Genomic DNA, 22606 nt, shown 5'->3' on the forward strand with positions numbered 1-22606 from the left:
TTTGCGGGATGATGTGTTGAATATTACGGCAAGCGACCAGCGGGAGCGGCGGAGTCCGTACCGAGCGGCAGCTCGAACCGGGTGGAGGGCAATGCCCTCCTTCGATCTGGTGCAGTCACGTTCGGCCAACAAGGTGAATGAAATCACGGGCATCAGCAACACGACCGGTACGGCATGGGCGACTCCGTCGTACGATGCGGCAGGCAATATGACGGGCCTGCCGGATGCCGGAGAAAGCACACCAGTAGGCTCCAACCCGGCGTGGGTACCTCTGGTGGAAACGCAGTGGAATACGCTGACAGAAGCCCAATGGTCGGCCATGACGGAGACCTACTCGTCGGTGCCTGAACAGATGCAGGCTCAGTATGGTGCATGGAACCGCTTAGTCTCCGTTCGTGGCGTTGCCAGTCCGATTGTTGAAAAGCTGTGCCGAATTTCTTTGGATTCCAAGAGACTTGGTTATTACCCTTGCCAACCTTGAGTGCGATCTCCGTGTTCAGTACATCAAAGAACTAGCTTAACCCTCGAGTACGCAACGGGATCGTCTGTCACCGATCAAATTCGAGCAGACCGCATCTTCTAAGTACAAGAATGGATCATTGCCGACGCTATTGCTTCAAGGCACGCGAAGAAGATCCGGCGATTGATCTTCGGCAGGGATAGTTGTCAGGCACGGTCCTGGCTGTCATGCTTTCGTTCAGCGATGGAGACGGATGGTTTGTGTACCTGGCACATTTCTTCAAAGTGTGACGATGTCACCAGTGCGCCGGTATCGTAGATTTCCAGAAGCGTTCTGGTCGCTGGCGTGATCTGACCTGATGTTATTGACATCTGAGAGTTTCATCACGTGTTCTTTGGCCGATAACAATCCTCTGTTCATGGTGAGTTGCAAAATGAAAATGACGACGCTCTCCGCTTTTTACGTTTGCAGCCTGCTTTCGAGCAGTGTTTGCCTGGCGGGGAAAGGGACCGACATTTCTCCCGACCTTGCGAAACCGGGACAGCTTCTTTTCGAAGACCAGTTTGACGATGCTCAGCTGGGCACAACGTTTGTCGCTGTGAAGGGAGAGTGGAAGGTTGTTGATGGTGTTGTTGTGGGGAACGAGTTGGCAACGGACAAACACGCAGCCGTATTGAATTGCCAGAAGAAGAACCGAAATTCGATTGTCCGGTTTTCGTTTCGACTGGACGGATCAACTGATGGACTGCATCTGAGTCTTAACCACGCCAAAGGGCATCTGTTTCGAGTGATAATTGCGGAAAATGGCATGACCGTGCGTACCGATGCTGACAAGAAGGACAAGAGTATCAAGTCTGAATTGATCGGCCAGGCGAAGGGGGCCTTTGAAAAAGGCAAGTGGTATACTCTGCAGGTTGAGATGAAGGGAAATCAAGTCGTTGCTGCGACTGACAATGGCCTGAAAGTCAGCGGCGAAAATGTACGACTCGATACCGACAAACCCAACTATCGATTTGTCATGAAGGGCGAATCACTGTCGATCGATGATCTGAAGATCTGGTCGGCTGAATAGGCTTTTGCTGTCGACCCGGCCCTGACGGAAATTCATTCTGCCCGTCTGGTCCTTCCAGTGTGACTGGTCCCGCGACCCGCTGAGATCTTTCCCTGCAGCAGGATTTGACGGGCAGAGCGAATGCCTGATTCATCCGTTTTTTATTTGTGGAACGAGGTCCCCGACGATGATGACTTGTCAACGTAAAACTGGAATGGAACGGTTGTGCGCGATGTTTGTGCTGGTGTTTCTTATGATCAATTCATCTGTGATCGGTCAGGCACAGGAAATCGCGTACAGCATCCCCTACCTGGATCTGGATGATCAGACCTGGCGTCAGGTTGTCGTGGATCATGAATCCGGCCAGTATCTGGGCCATCCAACCACCGTTTTACTGGAAGATGGACTCACAATGTTGTGTGTCTATCCGAAGGGGCATGGACGCGGGGGTATTGTCTATCAACGTTCGACGGACGGTGGGCAAACATGGTCGGGCCGCCTGGAAACTCCGGCCAGTTGGGCGACTTCGAAAGAGGTGCCTACGCTCCACCGAGTGATCGACGCCTCCGGAACAAAACGCATCATCATGTTTTCCGGCTTGTATCCTGTGCGTATGGCTGTCACTGAAGATGATGGAGCGACCTGGTCCGAACTTAAGGAAGTTGGAGACTGGGGCGGCATCGTCACTATGGGCTGTGTGGAAGCACTAAAGACCGGGCCGGGCCACTATATGGCAATGTTTCATGACGACGGACGGTTCATTCGCAGCGGATCAGTGCAGGAAAAACCAGTTGCCTTCACATTGTTCAAATCGCTTTCCACCGACGGTGGATTGACATGGTCGCAACCGGAAGTCATTCATAAGTCTTCCGAATACCACATTTGCGAGCCTGGGATCATTCGCTCTCCGGATGGTAAGCGACTGGCTGTTCTGCTGCGTGAAAACAGCCGTCGCCATAATTCACAGATTATTTTCAGTGACGATGAAGGGGTGTCCTGGTCGGAACCACGCGACCTGCCGGGCTCATTGAATGGCGATCGCCATACCGGGCGATACGCCCCCGACGGTCGACTGCTGATTTCCTTTCGCAGTGTGACGCCCAAAGGGATCTCACCACCCGCCCACAATGGCGACTGGATTGCGTGGGTCGGAACGTGGGATGATCTGACCGAAGGACGCGAGGGCCAGTATGTGGTTCGACTGCGCGACAACAAGAAAGGCGCGGACTGCGCTTATCCGGGAGTTGAAATCCTGCCCGATGGTACATTTGTGATGACGACTTATGGCCATTGGTCTGCGGGGCAGCAACCCTGGATTCTGAGCGTGCGACTCAAACTAAGCGAACTCGATCAGATGGCTGCGGCCATGAAAGTGTCCCCGTAATGACGCCCATCGAGCCTGCCAGTCCGCCGGAGGAAATGTTCGACGTCGTCGATGCCGATGACCATGTCATCCAGCAGTTGCCGCGATCTGAAGTGCATCGTCGCAAACTGCTGCATCGCGCTGTGCATGTCTTTCTGTTTCGATCTGATGGTCGCCTTCTGATTCACAAACGAAGCCCGGCCAAAGAAGAATTTCCTTCGGTGTGGACGTCGTCAGCCAGTGGGCATGTCAGCGCCGGAGAAGATTACGATTCGTGTGTGCCACGAGAGTTGAAGGAGGAGCTGGGTCTCCGGGCACAGTTGATGCGACTTCAGAAGTTTGCGGCCTGCGAAGCAACGTCCTGGGAATTTACAGTGCTGTATTCGGCCTGCAGTGATGATGAGATCCATTTCGATCCGGTTGAAATGACTGAGGTGCGCTGGATGGAACTCACAGAGATCGACAAATGGATTGAAGACAACCCCGGGGATTTTTCGCCAGCGTTTCGCCTCCTGTTTCAATGGTTTCAATCTCAACCTAAAGTTCAGGACAGTTGAATCGGTTTTGAATTCGCGGTTGTTACGCACGACGCCGATCCTGGCACAGGGTTCCGTGCATAAGGCTGTGTGGCATTGCTCTGATACTGGATTCATTCTTCAATTTCGTTTTGTCGGCAGCACTGTCCCGGATTACGACTTGTACGAATATCTGCAACCGGGCGGAGAGGCCTCCGGGCATCATCTGAAGAAGCCGTCCGCGGTCATTATGAGGCTCCCCCAAACGGCCTGGCACTCACTTCTGTTCTTCAAAGTTTTGCTATGAAGCGATCCGGAAACGAAACCATAACGCTCACACATGCACAGTTCCTGATCAGCGCAGGGGCGTTTGAAGGAATGTTGCTTGCTGTGGCGTTCCTTCTGGGCTGGGGATTAAGTTGCCATCCCACCGCGCATCTGCACTGGGACAAAACCGATTTGATGATGGGTCTCTTGGCAACAATCCCAATGTTGTTGTTGCTGGCCGTTTGCTTTGTTTCGACATCCAAGGGAATTGTCGCGATCCGGGTATTTCTGAGGGAAACGCTTGGGCCTTTACTGAATCGATGCAATCTGCTGGATTTATTTCTGTTGGCTTTGCTGGCCGGTCTTTGCGAAGAAGTGCTGTTTCGGGGGCTGCTGTATTTTCTGATCCACCCCTGGAACCCCACGTTGGCAGTGATAGTGAGCAACCTGCTGTTTGGGTTCGCTCATGCGGTCACGCCATTTTACGCTATGCTCGCCGCCTTTATGGGACTGTACCTGACGGCCTTGCTGGCTGTTGATCCGACGCCAAATTTATTGATACCAATCACCGCCCACACGGCCTACGACTTTGTGGCGTTTCTGGTTGTTATCTGGGATTGGCGGCGCTGGAAAAGGCTGAATCCTCAGTACAGCCCATCGGCAGATGCGTCAGCCGAGGACGAAGAGACAGATGCCAACAAGCCGTAGTCGGTTATTGTGACTGGGCGATTTCTGCGATGGCGGACAGGGCCGCGTCGATCTGTGATTCTTCGGTGAAACAGCCGGGGCTGAATCTGACAGCACCATTGAGGTCAAATGTGTTGAGTGTTCTATGGGCCAGAGGTGCGCAGTGAAGGCCAGCGCGCGTCTGAATATCGAATGACTGGTCCAGAATCATTGCCACATCGCGGCAGTCCAGTCCGTCGATGTTCATGCTGAGGATCGGACAGCAGTCCGCAACGGCAGCATCGTCTGCAAGCGGACCATAGATCCTGACTCCGTTCATGTCCCGGAGGCCAGCGGCAAGCCGTTTGGTCAGGTCCAATGTGTGGCGATGAACCGCATCAACTGTTTGCGAGCTCAGCCACTGCGTCGAAGCCTGCAGACCACAGATTCCCGGCAGGTTCATGTTGCCACTCTCCAGCAGGTCCGGCATCTGGGATGGCTGACGCATGGACTCGCTGGATGAACCAGTGCCACCGCACCGGATGGGTTGAATCAGTTTTTCCAGACCCGGACGAACTGCAAGAATGCCTGTGCCGAGAGGACCCAGCAGACCTTTGTGGCCGGCTGCGGCCAGGAAGTCCACGTCCAGATCCTTCATGCTGAATGGAACGTGTCCGGCCGTTTGAGCCGCATCCAGCATCACCATTGTTCCCGCCTGGTGTGCCAGATCCACGATTTCGCGAACTGGCTGGATGACGCCGGTAACATTCGATGCGTGGCTGATCACCGCCAGTCGAGCGGATGATTCATGCAGTGAACGTTCAAAGTCAGCCGGATCAACAAGGCCTGTGACCGGATCGAAATCCACGAGATCGAACAGCAAACCGATTTCATCCTGCAACTGATGCAGTGGCCTCAGGACGGAATTGTGTTCCATCGTTGTGGCGATCACTCGATCACCTGGACGTACTAGTCCTCGAATGATCAGGTTCAGGCTGTCGGTGCAGTTAAATGTCAGGGCGACATGCGACGCCGCGGGAAGTCCGAGCAACCGTGTGAGCTGGACGCGGCATTGCTGAACCATGTGGCCGTTAGCTTCGGCCAGAGCATGCTGTCCTCTGCCAAAAGCAGTGCCGTTGTTTCGCATCCAGTGGTCGACGGCATCGTAAACCGATTCCGGTTTGGGAAAGCTGGTCGCCGCATTGTCCAGATACATGGTGCTTGATGCCAATGCCGCAATTGGGCCATGCTGTTGTTTTGGGCAACAGCGATTCTCGAACAAATTCGAAATGGGATCGAATGGGGGAGCGAATTGAATGGCTCAACTCGCTCCCGGGATTCAACGGAAATTAATCCTGACCTGGCAACCAGAGACCGCCACCGGATCCGCTGGCTGCAGGTTGACCGGCATCTGAACCGGGCGTCCAGAGTGATCCGCCGCCGACACCCACACCGTCCAGCTCTGACAGAAGGTGCTGACAGTCCGATTCAATCAGGTGCATTTCAAGGACTTCGCGGATTTCAGGAAGCTTCGCGAAGTACCGATCGCGAATTCGATGCAGCAACGGAATCAGCTTTGGGTCTTCCGGATCCCCAAGCCGCATCGATAGTTCTCGAATTTCTGCTTCCAGTTGTTCGCGAAAATGACTCGGCCCTTTCGGGACTGCATCATGGGCTTTTTCGAAGCACGTGTTCATGGTGGTGCTGTCGTTGTTGGAGACGGCAAGTGCTGCTCGCATCATGCAGCCGCGCACCACCCCAAACGATTCGAGGGCAGCCGGGCGGTTGAGCAATTCATCCAGCCCGCGCTGAGCCATATCCGGAAAGCCGAGCATGGAAGCACGGTTACAGAATTCCTGGAGCTGATCGTCGCTGAGCTTTGTGCAGTCCAGGCGTTCGAGATGAAACGTTGGAAGTGCTGCGCAGTGCTGACCCTCTGGTAAGTCCATCGTGTCGGGCACTTGAAGGTGCAGCCGATTGAATAAATCGTCAACATTCACTCGACGATCGGCATAGCGGGCAATCACGTCCAGCGACAGGACGCTGGCTGTGAGGGGAATCTTCAGAGATGCATCTTCAGCAGCCTCAAGCGGAGACTTGCCGCCGAGCGCAGTTTTGGGAGACGACAGCCAGTTCTCTGCCAGCTCACGATCCCGGGCAAATTCCAGTTCACGAAATCTTGGCTTTGATACGCTTTTGGGACGATGCAGGTCGATTGCAAAGTCCCTGGCTTCACGAACGATGTAGCTGCTGACGGGTTGAGGTTCGCGTGGAGATTCAGCGACAAGCTGCTCAGCAAGCAGTGATCGCAGCAAATCGAGTGCTCTTTCCGCGTTGTCGTCAGAAACTGTCACAGCAAGTTGCGAGTGTGGAATTCCACTTTCTGCACCCGCTTGTTCGCTCACCAGATCCAGTACGTCAACGTCGGCAAGAATGACGGGAAGGTCCGTCCATGCAGCAACATCGGTATCGGGGGCAGGTCGGTCGAAGATCTCAAACGATGCGGTTCGGGTGAGGAAATCTGAGTAAGATTTCTCTTCGTCCTCTTCCCGCTCTGATTTATCCCGGTGTGTCTGGACGGATTGTTCAAGAAGACTTACTACCATCGAGGTGCTTTGAATGCTCAGATAGTGTGTCTTCGAAGGAATCTGGCAGTCAGGATTTTCCTGATCGATGATTTGAGCGAGCCATTCAGCCTGAATAGCGTGAGTCGGATCCGAGAGCAAAGTGGCGGCCTGATGCAGGGATTGACATGCATCTTTCATGCGTCCGTCCCATGCTTTGCAGAGCCCCAGATTAAACTGAATGGCTCCATCACCCGGCGCGGCCTCGGCCATGCGCGAGTACAGAATCGATGCTGGTTCCCAGCAACCAATGATGCTGAGCTTCCTGGCACGCAGATCCTGCTGCATGATTTCGTCAGAGCCCGATACCGGCAGCAGAGCATGAGGCGTGCGCAGCAGATAGGGAATGCTTCCGTCGGCTTCCAGCATTGCGAGATTCATGAGGTACCGGCGACCATTTTCGGTACCGGCGAGGCGAACCGCCAGTCCCAGGTGCTCGCGGCCCCCGAGGTACTCGCCGGATGCGACCAGGTAAATGCCCACAGAGTTTGCGAGGTCCGCAATCTGCAGCGGAAATGAACGCGAAGAAATCTGAAACGCGCGATGCAGAACTCGACGCGATGCCTCGAAGCCATCCATCAGCAGGCACAGTCTGGCCATCCAGATGAGCCCCATGGGATGGTCGGGGTTATCCTTCAGGAATTGCGCAACCATTTCACGAGCTTCCTCGTGACGACCCTGCTGGGGCAAAATCATGCAAAGTTCGCCAACGATAACTTCGCGGCTGGGATAACGGGCCAGCAGGTCACGCAGGATTTTTTCGGCAGCTTCCGGCTGATTGTCCATCAGGCGATGCGCTTTGATCATGTCTGGCAGAATGTCAGCGCAGCAGAACTTCAGCTTCTTGCCGCTGCCGCAGGGGCAGGGTGAATAGGGGTCATGACTCATGAGATTAACCTGATCGAATGTTTCAAATGAACGAATTTACGGCCTTTGTGGACCGTGAATGGTGTTTCCAGTCGGGCATGAACGTCACATGCGCTGGGGCTGATGGTAGCAGGATTTGAGGACTTTGGCAGGTCAGAGGTGGCCCGGAATTGTTCGGCCGCTAAACTTGCTGTGCCGGAACGCTTGTTTTCCTGAGGCGACCTGAGTGTATCTGAAATGAATGAACAGCCAGCCGATTCGTCGCACAGCGACACGACTCCCCTGAAAACGCGGGACTTAAGCAATTCGCGTGTGGGCGAATTTCTGTTGCTTCGGCGTTTGGGAACGGGAGGTATGGCGGATGTCTATCTCGCAGAACAGACTTCACTGGGGCGGTCTGTCGCCATCAAGATCCTGAAGGACGATGTCTTGAACGGAAGTGGCTCACTTTCGTCGTCTTCCACCACTCGAAAGCGATTTGAACAGGAGGCCCGAACGGCAGCCGCTCTGAACCATCCCCATATCGTTCAGGTGTACACGACAGGCCATCAGGATGGATTGAATTACATCGTTCAGGAGTACGTTGCCGGCTGGAATCTCAGCCAGTGGATCCGCAAACACGGTAGCCCCGACTACGGAAAAGGGCTGAAATGGATGCAGGAAATCGCGTCGGCTATTCGAGCGGCCTCAGAGGCAGGTGTCGTCCATCGCGATATCAAGCCCGAAAATATCATGATCACCACGAATGGAATCTGCAAGGTGACCGACTTTGGCCTGGCCCAGCTGAACGCTGTTCCGGAAAAGAAGGTCAACCTGACTCAGGCAGGGACCACCATGGGGACGCCGCTTTATATGAGCCCCGAGCAGATCAAAGGCGACTCTCTTGACCATCGGAGCGACCAGTACTCATTCGGCGTGACGTGCTTTCACATGTTTGCGGGCCGACCGCCTTTTCCCGGAAAGAATGCCGTTAGCGTCGCTGTGCAGCATCTGAAAGAGGAACCGCCTCGGCTGGAAACACTGCGAGCCGACCTGCCTCGAAAGCTGTGCAACGCCATTCACCGAATGATGGCCAAAGATCCGGCTCAGCGTTTTCAGTCGCATGCAGAGCTTGAAGCCGTGCTGAAGGCGCTGGAAAACGTTCCGGTGAACACCCGCCTTGGCTCTGCCTACAGCGTTTGGTCCACCATTCATGCGTGGCTGCCGCCAGCAGGCATACTGATCCCCGGCCTCGTTGCTGCGATGCTTGCCACTTATGTTGCCGCCAGTCAGGTGATGCAGCCTGCACGGCTACCCGAAGTTGATAACTCCGTGCCGAAAGAGTCGACAGCGGTTCGGCAGTTCGCCGTCGCACTGCTTAATCCTCGCGACACAACGAAATGGAAAGCAGTCCTTGAGTACTTCCCGGAGACCGAAGAAGCGGAATTCGCTGCGGTGCGCCTTGGGCTGCTTTATGTCTCTCGCGGGGCATTTTCTGAAGCGATGGAAACATTTGACGCCCTGCAAAAACAAGGGCTCGTCCCGGAAAAACGTCATCTCCGCGTTCTTGGCTTAACAGGGAAAGCCTACGCCCTGAGCAAAGAAATGGCCCGGAAGGAGGCGGCCGACAATAAAGCGGACGCCGACAAACTCCGCGAACAGCGGGACGAATTGCTGGATTCGATCCAGCCGTATGGGTCTGACTACCCAACAGACTTCGATCTTGAGCTGATTTTTAGCCAGTCGCCGGAGGAGCTTCGCGAATTCTACGGTCCGTTGCGGGCTCGCAGCCCGCTCTTCCGTTGATCCGCAGTATCCCTTGTGGGTGGATCTTCGTTTCGTAAATTCCCACGCGAGCGGTGGATGTGAACGCATGATCAGGCATATGGCGTTCATTCGTCACGAATCAACGGCTTTGGCTGGACACAGTGATTGTGCGTTCGGAGAATGCCGCACTTCCATTCGGTTCTGTAAAGCGCGATCTGTTGGCGACTGTGCCCACAGATTTGGACAACACCTTTCATTCCAGCGCTTTCGTCCTGTGTTGATGGCAGGAATTGATGCTAAATCGAGACGCGATGCTGAGCTATCTGCGGGACGGTCGTCCTGTAATCGCTCCGTCAATGCTGAAGTGTGATTTCGGTAACCTCCATCGAGAGATGGAGATGCTGGATGCGGCCGGGGCACCCCTGATGCATCTGGACGTAATGGATGCCCATTTCGTCCCGAATCTTTCGTATGGTCCAATGGTCATCGAGAAGATGCGTCCGCTGACGTCGACCCCTTTTGACGCGCACCTGATGGTGACTGATCCGGCTCAGTTTCTCGACGAATACATAAAGGCTGGCTGTGAGGCCATTACCTTTCATCTTGAGGCGGTCCCCGATCCAACGGAGTTGCTGCGTGAAATTCGCAGTCGCAACGTGGTTGCCGGGCTTGCAATCAATCCTGATACCCCGTTTTCTGCTGCTGAACCCTTTCTGCCCGAATGCGATCTTTTCCTTGTGATGAGTGTGCATCCCGGATTTGGCGGCCAGAAATTTATCCCTGACGTTCTTTCCAAAGTGAGTCAGGCTCGTGCCGCAGGTGGCCCGGATCTGATCATTTCTATTGACGGTGGTGTTGGCAAAAGCACCATCGCGGCTTGTGCCCGAGCTGGAACGGACGTGTTTGTGGCAGGCAGTTCGGTGTTTGATGAACCCGATTACTCGGCGGCTGTCGCCGATTTACACCAGATCGCGCTTTCTGCGCGGTCGAGTTGCTAAGGAACAGATCCATATGGCAACTATCGTTTTGATTCGAGCTGGCTGCACTGATTACGACGATCAGCATCGCCTTCTGGGGACACTGGATCTGCCGCTGAACCAACGCGGCGTGGACCAGATTCGCGAGGCCGTTCAGGTGCTGAATGAGCGGGGAATTCGGCTGGAGGCGATTTACACCTCTCCGGAAGATCCGGCATGCGGCACTGCTCATGTTGTGGCAGAGTCGCAGGCTTCCGCAAAGGTTCGCGAGCTGGATGAACTGCGTAACGTTAATCAGGGCCTTTGGCAGGGATTGCCTGAAGCCGACATTCGCAAGCGTTTCCCCAAATTGTTCAAGAACTGCAAAGACAGCCCGGTTGCGATTTGTCCGCCGGAGGGAGAAACGCTTTCGGATGCCTGTCAGCGACTAACTCGTGTTTTGACAAAAGCGATTCGTAAGTACGATGTATTTGCAATCGTTGCTCCGGAACCGCTGGCGACCGTCATTCGGTGCACGCTGGAACGTCGGCATCCCCGCGTTTCGGCCTGCCTTTGCGGGGAAGAGCAGAAAGAGTTGCTTCAGATCATTGAAGCCGAATCGTTTGATGCGGAACGTTTTCTGGCGGGTGAATTCGTGGCACCAGCAGAAAATTCCGTCACGGTCGCTTCCTCAAATCAGGAGAATGCTCGATGAGCACTGTTGAAAACAGCGACGCAACAACATCACCTGCCAGCACGGCAGCAGCAGGAAGTCGTACGATTCCCAAACGCAGTGTTCCTGATGGTCTGTGGCTTCGATGTGATGCGTGCCATGCCACGCTTTTTCGTAAGCAGGTGGAGCAAAACCTGAATGTGTGTCCGGATTGCGGACACCACTTTTACGTTCCAACGGAAGCCAGAATTCGTCAGCTGCTGGACCCCGACAGTTTCGAGGAGTGGTGGTCCGAAATGATGCCCTCCGATCCGCTGGGCTTCTCCGATCGCAAACCATACCGGGAGCGAATCGTTGACGAACAGAAGAAGACCGGAATGCGGGACGCCTGCACTGTGGGACGCGGGTACATGCGGGGACGCCCGCTGGTTTTTGCGATGACAGATTCCGCATTCATCATGGGAAGCATGGGTTCTGTCGTCGGAGAAAAACTCACACGAGCCGTAGAAAAGGCGACCGAACTTTCGCTGCCATTAGTGATCGTCAGCGGATCCGGCGGCGGTGCTCGCATGCACGAGGGCATCGTTTCTTTGATGCAGATGGCCAAGGTGTCGGCTGCCTTAGCGCGGTTTCGACAGGCCCGCGGGCTTTTTATTTCCGTGCTGACGAATCCCACGATGGGCGGTGTCGCCGCCAGTTTTGCTTCGTTGGGAGATGTGACCATTGCGGAGCCCCGGGCATTAATTGGCTTCGCAGGTCCCCGCGTCGTTTATCAGACCTGCAAGATTGAACTGCCGGAAGGATTCCAGACCAGCGAATTCCTCCTGAAGCATGGATTCGTCGATCGAATCGTGCACCGGTCAGAACTTCGTACGGAACTGGCTCGCATCATCGACTATTGCGCTGGCTAACGGCATGTTTGAAAAGCTCTTCGGAAAAAAGAAACCGGCCCACGAAACCACCGACATCAACCGCCGATTTAATCTCATCGGCCGGGTTGGTCAGGGCAGTATGTCGAAAGTCTGGAAGGCAGTTGACCTTCAGTCCGGGCGTACGGTTGCTTTGAAGGTACTGGATAAGGAAAAAACGGCCCGTTTCGAGGCCCGTTTTCAGGGACTCAATAAGCCATCTGAGGGCGAAGTGGCGATGACGCTGAATCATCCACACATCGTCCGGACTCATGAATTCGGATGGACGACTGACGACGAAATGTTTCTGGTGATGGAATTCGTCGAGGGTGTCGGTCTGAGCCTTCTGGTGGACCTTCAGAATGACGAAATGAAGCGATATCGGCTTCGTTACATGATTCAGATCGGTGAAGCGCTGAACTTCTTCCATGCTCAGAACTGGATTCACCGCGACATTTGTCCTCGCAACATCATGGTGTCTGAGGAAAAATGCATCAAGCTGATCGACTTTGGGCTGGCGGTCCCGAATACGCCGGATTTTCGGAAACCTGGCAACCGCACGGGAACTGCCAACTACATGGCGCCTGAACTGATTAAGCGGCAGCCGACAGATCAGCGGATTGATATCTTCGCTTACTCCGTCACATGTTTCGAAATGTATGCGCGACGGTGCCCATGGGACGCTGCATTAACGATTGATGCGGTCCTGCAGCACATCAACAAGCCACCGGTCGAAATCACCTCGGTGGTTCCAAAGATCGATAAGCAAATTGGTGAAACCATCATGAAGGGATTGCAGGCTCGTCCCGATGATCGCTGGCAGCACGTCTCGGAAATGGTCGGAATTTTTCGCGAAGCTGAAGCGCGTTTGGTTCGTGCTGCCAGAGAAGCCGCTGCCCGACGTGCCGCTCGCGACACAAATCGCTGACGATCCGGTGCGTTGCGTTCTTCCGGGTTTCTTGGCTGGGTTGAAGTCGTTTGCCCCTGAGATGATTTTTGACAAACTGGAAACAGTTTTCTTGCCTCAGCGATTTCATGATCTAGGGTTTGGGTAGTCGCCCCTACGGCTGGCCATCCCGTGCAGGCGCTAGACCGTTAATGCCGCAGCAACTTCGTCTGCACGGCATCTGCGTTTCCCCTGACGCAGTTATTCTGATCAGCGTTTTATCGTTCCCGACAGCGCGGATGGGTCAGATTTCGTGAGTTTGGTCGGCTTCGTCGACCTCAGGGGTGGGATGTGAGAGCGTCAAAAAGAAATCATCAGCCAGCCAATCGCAGTGGGGCCGTCGTTGTCGAAACATCGGTTGTACTGCCCGTTTTCTTCATGTTCCTGTTCGCCATCGTTGAGTTCGGTCACTGCTTCATGGTGATCCACGCGATGAACTCTGCCGCGTCGCAGGCTGCTCGAGCAGGCATTGGTGATTCTGCAACGACCGCACAGGTGATCAGCAGAGCAAAGCAGATTCTCGGTTCGGCTATTAATGCGAATCACGAGAACGTGGTGGTGAGCGTTAAGGATGCATCTGCTTTTGATGACCCGTCGTTCAATCCGTCCACAATCAACTACAGCAGTCTGCCTGATGTTGAAGTCGCCGATCTTCCGTCTCGTTCTTTGTTTATTGTTCGGGTTCAGGTGCCGTATTCGGAAATGGGGATCCTTGGTCCGGTCTGGATCACGACAGGAAACCTCTACGGCCAGTCGGTAATGCGAAAGGAATAGCAAGGTGCTGAAACGAAGATCCACAAGAATCCACAGCTCGAAGGAACGGGAAGGAGTGGCGGCGGTTGAGGCGGCCATTCTGCTGCCTGTCTTACTGATGCTGGCTCTTGGCGCAATCGAGATCGGAATTGCAATGCGGGCTGCGACAATCATGCAGTCTGCTGTGAGAGAGGCTGGAAGGCTTGTTAATACTGACTGGAGTGAGCTGGTTGGTGACCAGGACGACCCCAATACCAAGCTGGAACGTGACCTTCGGAATTATGTGACGGCTTCGGGTTTGCCAGGTAGCGCCCTGGTGATCTCAATTACACATGCCGGCGCCGACGGAGGACAGACGTTCGATCTTGCCGACCCGGACAATGAACTACAGCATGTAAAGATTTCACTCAGCCTGCCCCATGAGAGCATCAGCGTCTTCCCGAATCGTTACCTGCGGGGCTCCAGCATTGGAGCACACCTGGTTATGCGAGCCGGTCTTTCGGGTGGTCTTTCGAACTAACTCTGCTTTTTTCTCCCCCCTCGCGTTCCTGTAAAACTTTCTTCGGATCCTTGTTGTGAGGCGGCTATGAAGACTTCTGGATATCGAAAGCTCGTTGAAAAACTGAGGGCGCATCCGCGTCGAGGCGTTTTTCTCGTGCTGGCTATCATTGCAATCATCGGCGTGATGACGTTTGTGGGTTTCGCAATCGACCTGGGGATGATTACCCTGACGAAGACTCGAATGCAGGCGACGGCAGATGCGGCCGCACTGGGGGCAGTACAGGAAATCGTTCTGGGGGTCCGTTCAGCGGGGGAGCAGGGCATAACGAACCTTGCCGAAGTCCAGGCTGTGGCAGCTCAGGCAGCAAGAGACATGGCAGCCGAAATCGTTCAGCTGAACGGTCTTTACATTGATCCTTCGGTAGACGTTCAACTGGGAACGCGATTGCTCGCGGAAGACGGCGAGTCCTTCATCGAAACGTGGGGAACGCCACCGTATAACATGGTGAGGGTGACCGTTCGAAAGACAAATTCCGACCTCACGCAGCCAGATGCGAAGCTTCGATTGATGTTTGCTCCATTTGCAGGCGACCGTTCGCAGGCCATCAGTGCGGATGCGACAGCTTTCATCGAATCGCGTGATATTGTTGCGGTGCTGGACTATTCCGGCTCGATGGCGTACGACAGCCTGTTAATGAATTCAACGGTCAATCGACTCACGAAGGCTTCTGTTGAGTCTGGTCTTGACGAAATCTGGGATGAACTGGTCGCATCGGATGTTCGATACAGCGACGAAAACAGCACGAAGAAGTTTCCGTCTGGTGGGTATGGTTTACTGAACTCATACGAGGGCACTTATCTCAGCACGAGTTCAACGTCCACTGTGATTGAAGACCTCGGGATTTATGATCCCGGTGATAACTACTGGGACTCCTGGAGCTATTCGAGTTCAAGCGGCGGCTACCATTATCGGACTGAAGGCGGCTACCAGTACCGAAAATACAACAGTGGCACACTAAAACGTCGCTCTGGCTATGGTGGATCATGGCAGACGATCAGCGATTCCCAATATCCCGGCTACTACGAAAGCACTCCTGAATCCTGCATCCCGTTCCCGCAGGAGGGAAAAAACTACTACGGAAGCCTGCAGGGTAAACCATCGATTAGTGACAGTGTTGCTGCGTGGAAAGCCTATGCCAACTACGTAATGTCTGACAGTGACCTCTACAACCAGGGGTACCGAAAGAAATATGGGTTCCGGACTTTGGCCCACTATTTGGTCGACAGCAGGAAATCCAACAGCCAGTCAGAGGATCTTTGGCGAGCCCCCATTTATCCGTTTCACGGCATGAAACAGGGGATGACCAACCTTGCCACTTTTCTTGACAGTCTGGGTTTTGGCGACCACCTTGGCCTTGTGACCTACGCAACCACAGCCCGCATTGAAACCGGTCTGAACGAAGAGGGTGCCGATGTAACGGTGGATCTGGCTGGAAACTACCTCACCGAGAATGTCATGGATATCGACACGATTCAGCGGCACAAACAACCAGGGCATTACAACTCGTCAACCGGCATCGGGTATGGGATTGAAGAAGCCAAGTCACTGCTCAGCAATCAGGGACGTTATGGGGCTCAGAAGGCTATTCTGCTGATGACAGATGGACAATCGAATCAATATCCAGGTGGCTGGAGTTCCAGTTCGCTTCCTTCAGGATGGAACTGGAATGAGATTACCGACTTCAATGACGATGGTACGGCTGATCTCGTGATTGACAGCAGCTACAGCAGCGGCGGAAATGGGGATGGAAACTGGCGTGCTGCGCTGCACACGTTTGTGCGTGCCAAAGAAGCGTACGATGCCGGCTATACCATCCATACAATCTCGATGGGTGACGGGGCAGATACGACGCTGATGAACGCGATCGCTCAGATGAGTGGCGGAGAGTACGTTCATATCCCTTCCGGCTCGTCGAATGAAGAACTTGTTTCCCGTCTTCAGGGAGCGTTCGCAGTCCTCGCTGGGCAGGTGCCCCCAGCTCGATTGGTAATCGAACAGGACTGAACGAATGAATCGTTCGGTTTCGGCTCTTTGATGCCATCTTCCCGGTTTCCCGGTCAAATCCAGATTCAGGCCAGCCGCCAATCCCGGCTGGCCTGAATTGCTTTACAGCCGGGTTTTCTGTGGGACTTTTCGTGAGATAATGATCCGGATTGTGGCATTCCTCTGGAAAAAAAACGTCCTTTGATGAATTGTCGGGGCGGACCGCTAGACTCTGGAATCATGAGCTTTTTCGGTGCGGCAAGCCGCCAATCGGGGATGGATTGACCGTCTTCATTGTTCACACGCTGGGGCACCCGGCGCAGGGCAGGGCCCGATTCATCCGTTGAGGCTCAGTTTGCTCGGTTTTCTCACGTCCACTTACGTCAGAACTGCGAATTCTATGAATCAGCCCCGCGACCTCAGGACACTGGAAAAACTTCCCTGCACAGTCTTTTCGAATGCTCGCGAAGCCGCCCGAACTGTTGCGGCCGAGATTGCTTCGATGATTCGGAGTCGAGCGGCGGAAGGTCGAAACTGTGTGCTCGGTTTGGCGACAGGTTCGACCCCAACCGGTATCTATGCCGAACTGGTTCGATTGCACAAGGAGGAAGGCTTGTCGTTTGCGAACGTCATTACGTTCAATCTTGATGAATATTACCCGATGCAACCGGAAGATCTGCAGAGCTATGTGCGATTCATGCGCGAGCATCTGTTTGATCACATTGATATTCCTGCGGGTAGTTTTCACGTGCCGGACGGGACATTGAACGTCGAAGACGTTGCCGGATTTTGCGAAGAATACGAACGTAAGATCGAAGAAGCAGGTGGCATTGATCTGCAGATCCTTGGGATTGGCCGAACCGGGCATATTGGATTCAATGAGCCGGGTTCTGACGAATCAACTCGCACCCGTATGATCACCCTGGATTCCGTCACTCGAATTGACGCTGCCAGCGATTTCTTCGGCGCCGAAAACGTTCCTCGTCGAGCGATCACTATGGGCGTTGGCACAATTCTGGCCGCTCGCCGAATCGTCATCCTGGCGTTTGGTGAAGGCAAATCAAAAATCGTTGCCAGAACCGTCGAAGGCGACATGTCACCGTCCGTACCAGCGACTTACTTGCAGCGACACCCTGATGTTTCAGTGATGCTGGACAATGCGGCGGCGGCAGGGCTGACCCGGCTGAAATCACCATGGCTGCTCGAATCAGTCGAATGGGATCCGACGACCATTCGTCGGGCCGTGATCTGGCTTTCTGAAAAAATGGGCAAAGCCATCCTGAAACTCACTGATTCGGATTACAACGAAGAAGGACTGCAGCCATTGCTGGCGGCCTATGGGTCCGCCTACGAAATCAATTTGCAGGTCTTCCGCTATCTCCAGTCCACCATTGTGGGATGGCCCGCCGGCAAGCCTGAACACCGCAAGAAACCTGGTGATCGGCCGCGTCCCTTCGACCACATCTTCCCAAAGCGAGTCATCGTGTTTTCTCCGCATCCGGATGACGATGTTATTTCAATGGGAGGCACGCTGATTCGGTTGGCTGATCAGGGGCACGAAGTGCATATTGCCTACCAGACATCGGGCAACATTGCTGTGTTTGATGACGAGGCCCGTCGGTTTGCTGAGTTCGCTGCTGAATATTGCCACCAATTCAATCTGGCCTCTGATCAGATCACATCGCTCACCGAATGTGTTGACCGGTCGCTGCAGTCCAAAGTGCCGGGACAGGTCGACAGCCCTGAAGTCCAGAAGATTAAGGGGTTAATTCGTCGCGGAGAGGCACGTGCCGGAGCGCGTTGCTGTGGAGTTCCCAACGAACGCTGCCATTTCCTGGATATGCCGTTTTACGAAACGGGTCGAGTGAAGAAGAAGCCGCTGGATGAGAACGATATTCAGATTCTTGTCGACCTGATGCGAGAGATTCAGCCGCATCAGATTTACGCAGCTGGTGACTTATCGGATCCCCATGGGACTCACCGGACATGCCTGAAAGCAATCATCGAAGCATGTGATGTGTGCCGCCATGATGAGTGGTACAAGACCTCTGAAGTCTGGTTGTACCGCGGAGCGTGGCAGGAATGGCCAGTGCATCAGGTTGAAATGGCAGTACCGCTGAGCCCGCAGGAAGTGAAACGAAAACGCGAAGCTATCTTTAAACACCAGTCACAGAAAGACCGGGCTTTGTTCCCGGGCCCCGATATGCGGGAATTCTGGCAGCGAGCAGAAGCTCGAAATGCCGGCACAGCAGAACGTTACGATAAGCTGGGGCTGGCCGAATACGAAGCTATTGAAGGCTTTGTGCGGTGGGACGGAGTTTGGGGGCTGGACGATTAGTCGTCCCTGTTTTCCCCGCAATGACATCAATGCCTGAACGGTTTGCAGTCAAAGAAAAATCTGAGCATGTCCAGCGAAACTCAACCACCATCATCGACTCCGCCGTCAGAGAATCTGACCAGTCGCGCGCCGCTGCAGGGGCGCGCGGAAGAATTACCACCGGTTACCCCGCCATCCGCTGGTTACATCATTCAACTGTTTTTGATTCCTGCACTGATTGTTGCCGCCGTGGTCGCCGTTTGGGCATTGTTTGGCAAACTGGCCGATTCAGAGACGGACTGGCGGCAAATGGTGGCAGACCTCGGCAGCAGTAACGAACATCGACGCTGGCGGTCAGCACTTGGCCTGGCCCAACTGCTGCGAAACTCTGATCGCGCACCAGTCGAAGGAGAACTTCCGCTCAGTGAACAACCGATCGTGATCGAAGGTTTGACTGAACTGCTGAAGCAGTCACTTTCCGGCAACGCCACGGATGACGAGGATATTCGTCATCAGGAGTTTCTGGCCAGAACACTTGGTTCCCTGGATGCGGATGACAAAGTGTTGCCGGTGCTCGCCATCGCGATGTCAAAGGATCAGGACATTGACGTTCGAAAAAGTGCGCTGATGGCCGTTGCGATGATCGCTGGGCGACATTTCGAAAAGGCCACTGAATTCAACCCTGCTTCTGAAGACTCGCCTGTAACGGCCGCGGAGCGGGGGCTACCGCTCAGTCGGCCGACGATTACTGATGAACAGGTCCTGCAACAACTCAGGCAGGCCGTTCAGGATGAAGATCCTGTCATTCGGCACCTGGCGGGTTTTGCTGTCGCCAGTGTGAGCGGGGATGACTCCATCGCCATGCTCAAAGTGATGCTGGACGACGCTGACAGCAAGGCGAGAGCCAACGCGGCCATCGGACTGGCTCGTAACGGGCTAACCGACGGAGTCGACCAGCTGCAGGCCCTGCTTGCATCATCGGGGGAAGCTTTTGATATGAGTTCGGTGCAGTCGTTGTCGCCCGAAGAACAACTGATGGAGAAAAATCGCTTCGAAGTCGAGCAGCCAATGATTGCTCGGAATTGCCTGCGTGCCATACTGGAACTCTGGCCCCAGATTCCCTCGGAAAAGCAGGCAGAACTGTCAAAACTTGTCGACGAACTGGCCCGCAGTCATTTTGCGGCTGACGTGCGTGCGATGGCTGCAGAAACGGCAAAACAAATCAACGCTCCGTAATTCTGGATGCCTCAGACCAGAAGCCTCCGGCAGACTTCTGTTTCGTTGTAACAATTATCGCTCGCCGCGCACCAGAAGAACTCAAAACGATCCCGACGATAGAACCCGGGTGGCCCGGGAATTACGTCGATCGCCATTTCACGACCGATGCCTGGCGGCGTAAGATGCCGGACCGAACGGGATCCGGATGTAAGACCGCTGGCACAGGCAACGGTGGTGCCGCTTGCCTGACATGAAAGAATGACGCGGATGGACCGACGCAGAATTCGCTATCGCATAGAATACGGAGTCTTTCAGATATTCCTGTTTGTGATGCGATGTCTTCCGGTTCGCACCGCGAATCAAATGGCCGACGGAGTTGCCTGGATATTATTTCACCTGATTCCCCGGCGGCTGACGCGATATCAGGTTGCCAGAGAGAACTTGCAGCGAGCGTTCGGCAATTCGCTCAACGACTGGCAGATTGATGAAACCATCCACGGGATGTGGCGTCACCTGTTTCGAATGATCGTTGAAATCGTTCATCTGCCTCGGCGGTTGAGACTCTATAATTGCCTCGACATTCTGGATTTCACTGGCAGGGATGATTGCGTGAAAGCGATGTGTTCGGGACGCCCGGTGCTGTTTCTTGGCGGCCACTTTGGAAACTGGGAAGTCAGCGTAAACACGTTCGGGCACTTTGGATTTCCCATGAGTGTCGTAGCGAGAGCGCTGGATAATCCATGGCTTCATCAATGGTTCCGGCAGTTTCGCGAATCGACCGGAAACCGCCTGATCGACAAGGATGGAGCCAGCAGTGAACTTATGCGAATCATGGAACGGGGAGGAATGGCATCGCTGTTGTGTGATCAGGATGCGGGCCGCAGTGGATTGTTCGTTGATTTCTTCGGTAAGCCGGCTTCAACTTTCAAATCCATTGGTCTGCTTGCACTGCAGTACAATGCATTGATTGTTGTGGGGGGGGCGTGGAGGTTGCCCGATGCTGAACAGGCCGGTGCGCGATGGAACCGTTTTAACCTGACAACCGAAGACGTGATTGACCCTGCTGATTATCAGGGTGTCAATGGACTGACAGAATTGACCCAGCGATTCACCACATCACTTGAGAACCTGATTCGACGTGCACCGGAACAGTACTTCTGGGTCCATCGCCGATGGAAAACAGAGCCGAATACACGACGCAAAGCTCGCGCGGCCTGAGGTCAGGCGGCCTGAGGTCAGATAGAGTGGCCAACCCAAATCAGCCCAACAGATTCCGGATTCCATCGGTCAGAAGTTGATCCAGTTGCGGCCCGCACCAGGCAACACTGACGGCGTAGCCGCCCTGCGGATAGGCTTCGGCCGTGGGGATGTACCACGGACCACCGTCGCCATACGCCGCACAGGCAACAAAACGATCAGCGGCGAATGACTGCGCTCGCAGCTGGTATTCGACAAAGCTCTCAGACGGCAGGTGCAGCATGGACACATCGTTCAGATGAAGTCCACTGAGAGTAATGGGAATCTGCATGGCTGCTCGCCGGATCCACGCCACGGTGTAGCTGGGACGATTTCGATTCACTACCGACTGGGCTTTGTCATTGATTTGCCTCATCAGACTGGCTTCATCCCAGCGGGAATCCGTTGGAGGCTGAATATCGTTTGTTTCCCATCGGATGGATGTCACGGGTTGTGGATCCAGGGCAGATTCCGACTGCACAATCCCTTCCAGAATTCGCTGTGTGAGTACAGGGCGCATTTCATGGCTGCCGTCGTTGTATTTTCCCGCACCAATATTGCCGCCGCAGCCATTGAAGTAGAGGTGCGTGCAATTCGGCTCCTGTTCCTGTCGCGCCTTCCGCGCCAGGCCGCAGAAGTCTGAGCTTACACGGCCATCCCCGTAGTAGCTCATCGGGTGGCAGGCATAGTAGTGGCAGGCGGCGATCTTCCTGTTGCCATTGTAGAAGGCGATCGTTTTCAGATAGGGATCAATCAGGCCTTCCGGCAGTGCCTGGTGTTCGGGGTTGCGCGAACTACTGCCTCGTTGCGAAGCAACCTTTCCATCCGGTCCCAGGATGCGGCGGTTGCCAGCAACTTTTTCGACCTTTGCCTGCCCGTGGGCTACATGGGTCAGTGACTGCGCGCGGGGGATGGCATCCGCCACTGCTTTCCGTCCTGCATCGAGGCAACGGCGGAAGAAATCCATTTCGATAATGTGTGGCAAGTCGCCCTGCTGAAGAACAATATCTTCTGCGGTCAGACATGCAAACGGGGCGTTGTGCTGATGGACACAGTGAACCGTGACTCGGTCGATCGTTGTGCTGGCGGCGTCAGCCAGTGCCTGCCTCCACTGGACGTGGGCCATGTTCAGCAGCCCGGTCCAGTCGACGACGCACACGACAATCGGAGCACCCGCACCAAGGATGACGATACCAATCGCTTCCAGCGAATCATCCACTGCCTCCACAGGTTTGATCCAGCCGCCGCAAAGCGAATGGCCCATGGGTGGCGTGACGTCAAATCGAAATGTTGCCAGCGAAAGCTCGCCGGGCTTTATAGTCTGTTCAGCGAAGGACGAGGGCCAATGCAGACTGCACAGTGGCAGCGATCCGGCTGCGATCGCACGGGCTGCGGTACCCAGGAAGAGTCGACGATCCGTGTGAAGGTTCTTCGAACGTGATCCGACCGGTTTCTTGGTCATCCATCGTCTCCCGTTTTTGAAGGGCTGTTCAGG

At 54.6% G+C, this 22606-nt stretch carries 20 protein-coding genes; 16 read left to right on the plus strand and 4 right to left on the minus strand.

What is annotated here, in order from left to right:
- Nucleotides 1-481: hypothetical protein (locus R3C20_03970; protein ID MEZ6039636.1), on the plus strand; the 481-nt coding region annotated here is incomplete at its 5' end.
- Nucleotides 482-666: 185 nt separating this feature from the next.
- Here the strand turns inward: R3C20_03970 and R3C20_03975 are convergent.
- The gene (locus R3C20_03975; GenBank protein ID MEZ6039637.1) at nt 667-831 is read right to left on the minus strand and encodes a hypothetical protein; all 165 of its coding nucleotides are present in this window, start codon (nt 829-831) and stop codon (nt 667-669) included.
- 62 nt (nt 832-893) lie between these two features.
- Here R3C20_03975 and R3C20_03980 point away from each other — a divergent pair, with 62 nt between their 5' ends.
- The 4 genes from R3C20_03980 to R3C20_03995 all read left to right on the plus strand — a co-directional run bounded on the left by R3C20_03980 (nt 894) and on the right by R3C20_03995 (nt 4364).
- Nucleotides 894-1532 (plus strand): hypothetical protein, encoded by a 639-nt coding sequence (locus tag R3C20_03980; GenBank protein MEZ6039638.1) that lies wholly within the window; start codon nt 894-896, stop codon nt 1530-1532.
- A 232-nt stretch (nt 1533-1764) separates the two neighbouring features.
- Nucleotides 1765-2895, plus strand: coding sequence for a sialidase family protein (locus R3C20_03985; protein MEZ6039639.1), 1131 nt, complete (start codon nt 1765-1767; stop codon nt 2893-2895).
- Entirely contained in the window at nt 2895-3431 is a 537-nt protein-coding gene (locus R3C20_03990; protein MEZ6039640.1) for an NUDIX domain-containing protein, read from the plus strand. Before R3C20_03985 ends, R3C20_03990 begins: the two co-directional genes overlap by 1 nt.
- A 261-nt stretch (nt 3432-3692) precedes the next feature.
- Nucleotides 3693-4364 carry a CPBP family intramembrane glutamic endopeptidase gene (locus tag R3C20_03995; GenBank protein MEZ6039641.1) on the plus strand — a complete coding sequence of 224 codons (672 nt, stop codon included), beginning with the start codon at nt 3693-3695 and terminating at the stop codon, nt 4362-4364.
- A 4-nt stretch (nt 4365-4368) separates the two neighbouring features.
- Here the strand turns inward: R3C20_03995 and R3C20_04000 are convergent, their stop codons facing one another.
- Together R3C20_04000 and R3C20_04005 are read right to left on the minus strand one after the other, a co-directional pair.
- Nucleotides 4369-5538: an aminotransferase class V-fold PLP-dependent enzyme gene (locus R3C20_04000; protein MEZ6039642.1), complete on the minus strand. Its 1170-nt coding sequence runs from the start codon at nt 5536-5538 to the stop codon at nt 4369-4371.
- 133 nt (nt 5539-5671) lie between these two features.
- Entirely contained in the window at nt 5672-7834 is a 2163-nt protein-coding gene (locus R3C20_04005) for a tetratricopeptide repeat protein (GenBank protein ID MEZ6039643.1), read from the minus strand.
- A gap of 216 nt (nt 7835-8050) precedes the next feature.
- Between R3C20_04005 and R3C20_04010 the strand changes: the two genes are divergently transcribed.
- The 11 genes from R3C20_04010 to R3C20_04060 all read left to right on the plus strand — a co-directional run bounded on the left by R3C20_04010 (nt 8051) and on the right by R3C20_04060 (nt 21093).
- Nucleotides 8051-9598 carry a serine/threonine-protein kinase gene (locus tag R3C20_04010; protein ID MEZ6039644.1) on the plus strand — a complete coding sequence of 516 codons (1548 nt, stop codon included), beginning with the start codon at nt 8051-8053 and terminating at the stop codon, nt 9596-9598.
- A 254-nt stretch (nt 9599-9852) separates the two neighbouring features.
- A complete protein-coding gene (rpe, locus tag R3C20_04015; protein ID MEZ6039645.1) occupies nt 9853-10557 on the plus strand; it encodes a ribulose-phosphate 3-epimerase in 705 nt (234 codons plus the stop codon).
- A gap of 13 nt (nt 10558-10570) precedes the next feature.
- Nucleotides 10571-11230, plus strand: coding sequence for a histidine phosphatase family protein (locus tag R3C20_04020; protein MEZ6039646.1), 660 nt, complete (start codon nt 10571-10573; stop codon nt 11228-11230).
- Nucleotides 11227-12099 (plus strand): acetyl-CoA carboxylase, carboxyltransferase subunit beta, encoded by an 873-nt coding sequence (gene accD / locus R3C20_04025; GenBank protein ID MEZ6039647.1) that lies wholly within the window; start codon nt 11227-11229, stop codon nt 12097-12099. Before R3C20_04020 ends, accD begins: the two co-directional genes overlap by 4 nt.
- Before the next feature lie 4 nt (nt 12100-12103).
- A complete protein-coding gene (locus R3C20_04030) occupies nt 12104-13024 on the plus strand; it encodes a serine/threonine-protein kinase (protein ID MEZ6039648.1) in 921 nt (306 codons plus the stop codon).
- 309 nt (nt 13025-13333) lie between these two features.
- Complete coding sequence (locus R3C20_04035) at nt 13334-13816, plus strand: TadE/TadG family type IV pilus assembly protein (protein MEZ6039649.1); 483 nt, start codon at nt 13334-13336, stop codon at nt 13814-13816.
- Nucleotides 13817-13820: 4 nt separating this feature from the next.
- Nucleotides 13821-14315, plus strand: a complete 495-nt coding sequence (locus tag R3C20_04040; GenBank protein ID MEZ6039650.1) for a TadE/TadG family type IV pilus assembly protein — start codon at nt 13821-13823, stop codon at nt 14313-14315.
- Between the two features lie 66 nt (nt 14316-14381).
- Entirely contained in the window at nt 14382-16361 is a 1980-nt protein-coding gene (locus R3C20_04045) for a VWA domain-containing protein (protein ID MEZ6039651.1), read from the plus strand.
- Between the two features lie 379 nt (nt 16362-16740).
- Nucleotides 16741-18678, plus strand: coding sequence for a glucosamine-6-phosphate deaminase (gene nagB, locus R3C20_04050; protein ID MEZ6039652.1), 1938 nt, complete (start codon nt 16741-16743; stop codon nt 18676-18678).
- 66 nt (nt 18679-18744) lie between these two features.
- Entirely contained in the window at nt 18745-19893 is a 1149-nt protein-coding gene (locus R3C20_04055; GenBank protein ID MEZ6039653.1) for a HEAT repeat domain-containing protein, read from the plus strand.
- A gap of 249 nt (nt 19894-20142) precedes the next feature.
- Nucleotides 20143-21093 carry a lysophospholipid acyltransferase family protein gene (locus tag R3C20_04060; GenBank protein MEZ6039654.1) on the plus strand — a complete coding sequence of 317 codons (951 nt, stop codon included), beginning with the start codon at nt 20143-20145 and terminating at the stop codon, nt 21091-21093.
- Between the two features lie 40 nt (nt 21094-21133).
- Here R3C20_04060 and R3C20_04065 read toward each other — a convergent pair whose 3' ends face one another.
- Nucleotides 21134-22573, minus strand: coding sequence for a hypothetical protein (locus tag R3C20_04065; GenBank protein ID MEZ6039655.1), 1440 nt, complete (start codon nt 22571-22573; stop codon nt 21134-21136).
- Nucleotides 22574-22606: the final 33 nt, after the last annotated feature.

The organism is Planctomycetaceae bacterium (assembly GCA_041398825.1).
In the GTDB taxonomy this organism is placed as follows: Bacteria; Planctomycetota; Planctomycetia; order Planctomycetales; family Planctomycetaceae; genus F1-80-MAGs062.

What these genes read in the sequence shown, in the direction of transcription:
- R3C20_03975 (MEZ6039637.1), bottom strand. Translation starts at nt 831, where the DNA reads ATGTCAATAACATCAGGTCAGATCACGCCAGCGACCAGAACGCTTCTG.
- R3C20_03980 (MEZ6039638.1), top strand. Translation starts at nt 894, where the DNA reads ATGAAAATGACGACGCTCTCCGCTTTTTACGTTTGCAGCCTGCTTTCG.
- R3C20_03985 (MEZ6039639.1), top strand. Translation starts at nt 1,765, where the DNA reads ATGATCAATTCATCTGTGATCGGTCAGGCACAGGAAATCGCGTACAGC.
- R3C20_03990 (MEZ6039640.1), top strand. Translation starts at nt 2,895, where the DNA reads ATGACGCCCATCGAGCCTGCCAGTCCGCCGGAGGAAATGTTCGACGTC.
- R3C20_03995 (MEZ6039641.1), top strand. Translation starts at nt 3,693, where the DNA reads ATGAAGCGATCCGGAAACGAAACCATAACGCTCACACATGCACAGTTC.
- R3C20_04000 (MEZ6039642.1), bottom strand. Translation starts at nt 5,538, where the DNA reads ATGTATCTGGACAATGCGGCGACCAGCTTTCCCAAACCGGAATCGGTT.
- R3C20_04005 (MEZ6039643.1), bottom strand. Translation starts at nt 7,834, where the DNA reads ATGAGTCATGACCCCTATTCACCCTGCCCCTGCGGCAGCGGCAAGAAG.
- R3C20_04010 (MEZ6039644.1), top strand. Translation starts at nt 8,051, where the DNA reads ATGAATGAACAGCCAGCCGATTCGTCGCACAGCGACACGACTCCCCTG.
- rpe (MEZ6039645.1), top strand. Translation starts at nt 9,853, where the DNA reads ATGCTAAATCGAGACGCGATGCTGAGCTATCTGCGGGACGGTCGTCCT.
- R3C20_04020 (MEZ6039646.1), top strand. Translation starts at nt 10,571, where the DNA reads ATGGCAACTATCGTTTTGATTCGAGCTGGCTGCACTGATTACGACGAT.
- accD (MEZ6039647.1), top strand. Translation starts at nt 11,227, where the DNA reads ATGAGCACTGTTGAAAACAGCGACGCAACAACATCACCTGCCAGCACG.
- R3C20_04030 (MEZ6039648.1), top strand. Translation starts at nt 12,104, where the DNA reads ATGTTTGAAAAGCTCTTCGGAAAAAAGAAACCGGCCCACGAAACCACC.
- R3C20_04045 (MEZ6039651.1), top strand. Translation starts at nt 14,382, where the DNA reads ATGAAGACTTCTGGATATCGAAAGCTCGTTGAAAAACTGAGGGCGCAT.
- nagB (MEZ6039652.1), top strand. Translation starts at nt 16,741, where the DNA reads ATGAATCAGCCCCGCGACCTCAGGACACTGGAAAAACTTCCCTGCACA.
- R3C20_04055 (MEZ6039653.1), top strand. Translation starts at nt 18,745, where the DNA reads ATGTCCAGCGAAACTCAACCACCATCATCGACTCCGCCGTCAGAGAAT.
- R3C20_04060 (MEZ6039654.1), top strand. Translation starts at nt 20,143, where the DNA reads ATGGACCGACGCAGAATTCGCTATCGCATAGAATACGGAGTCTTTCAG.
- R3C20_04065 (MEZ6039655.1), bottom strand. Translation starts at nt 22,573, where the DNA reads ATGACCAAGAAACCGGTCGGATCACGTTCGAAGAACCTTCACACGGAT.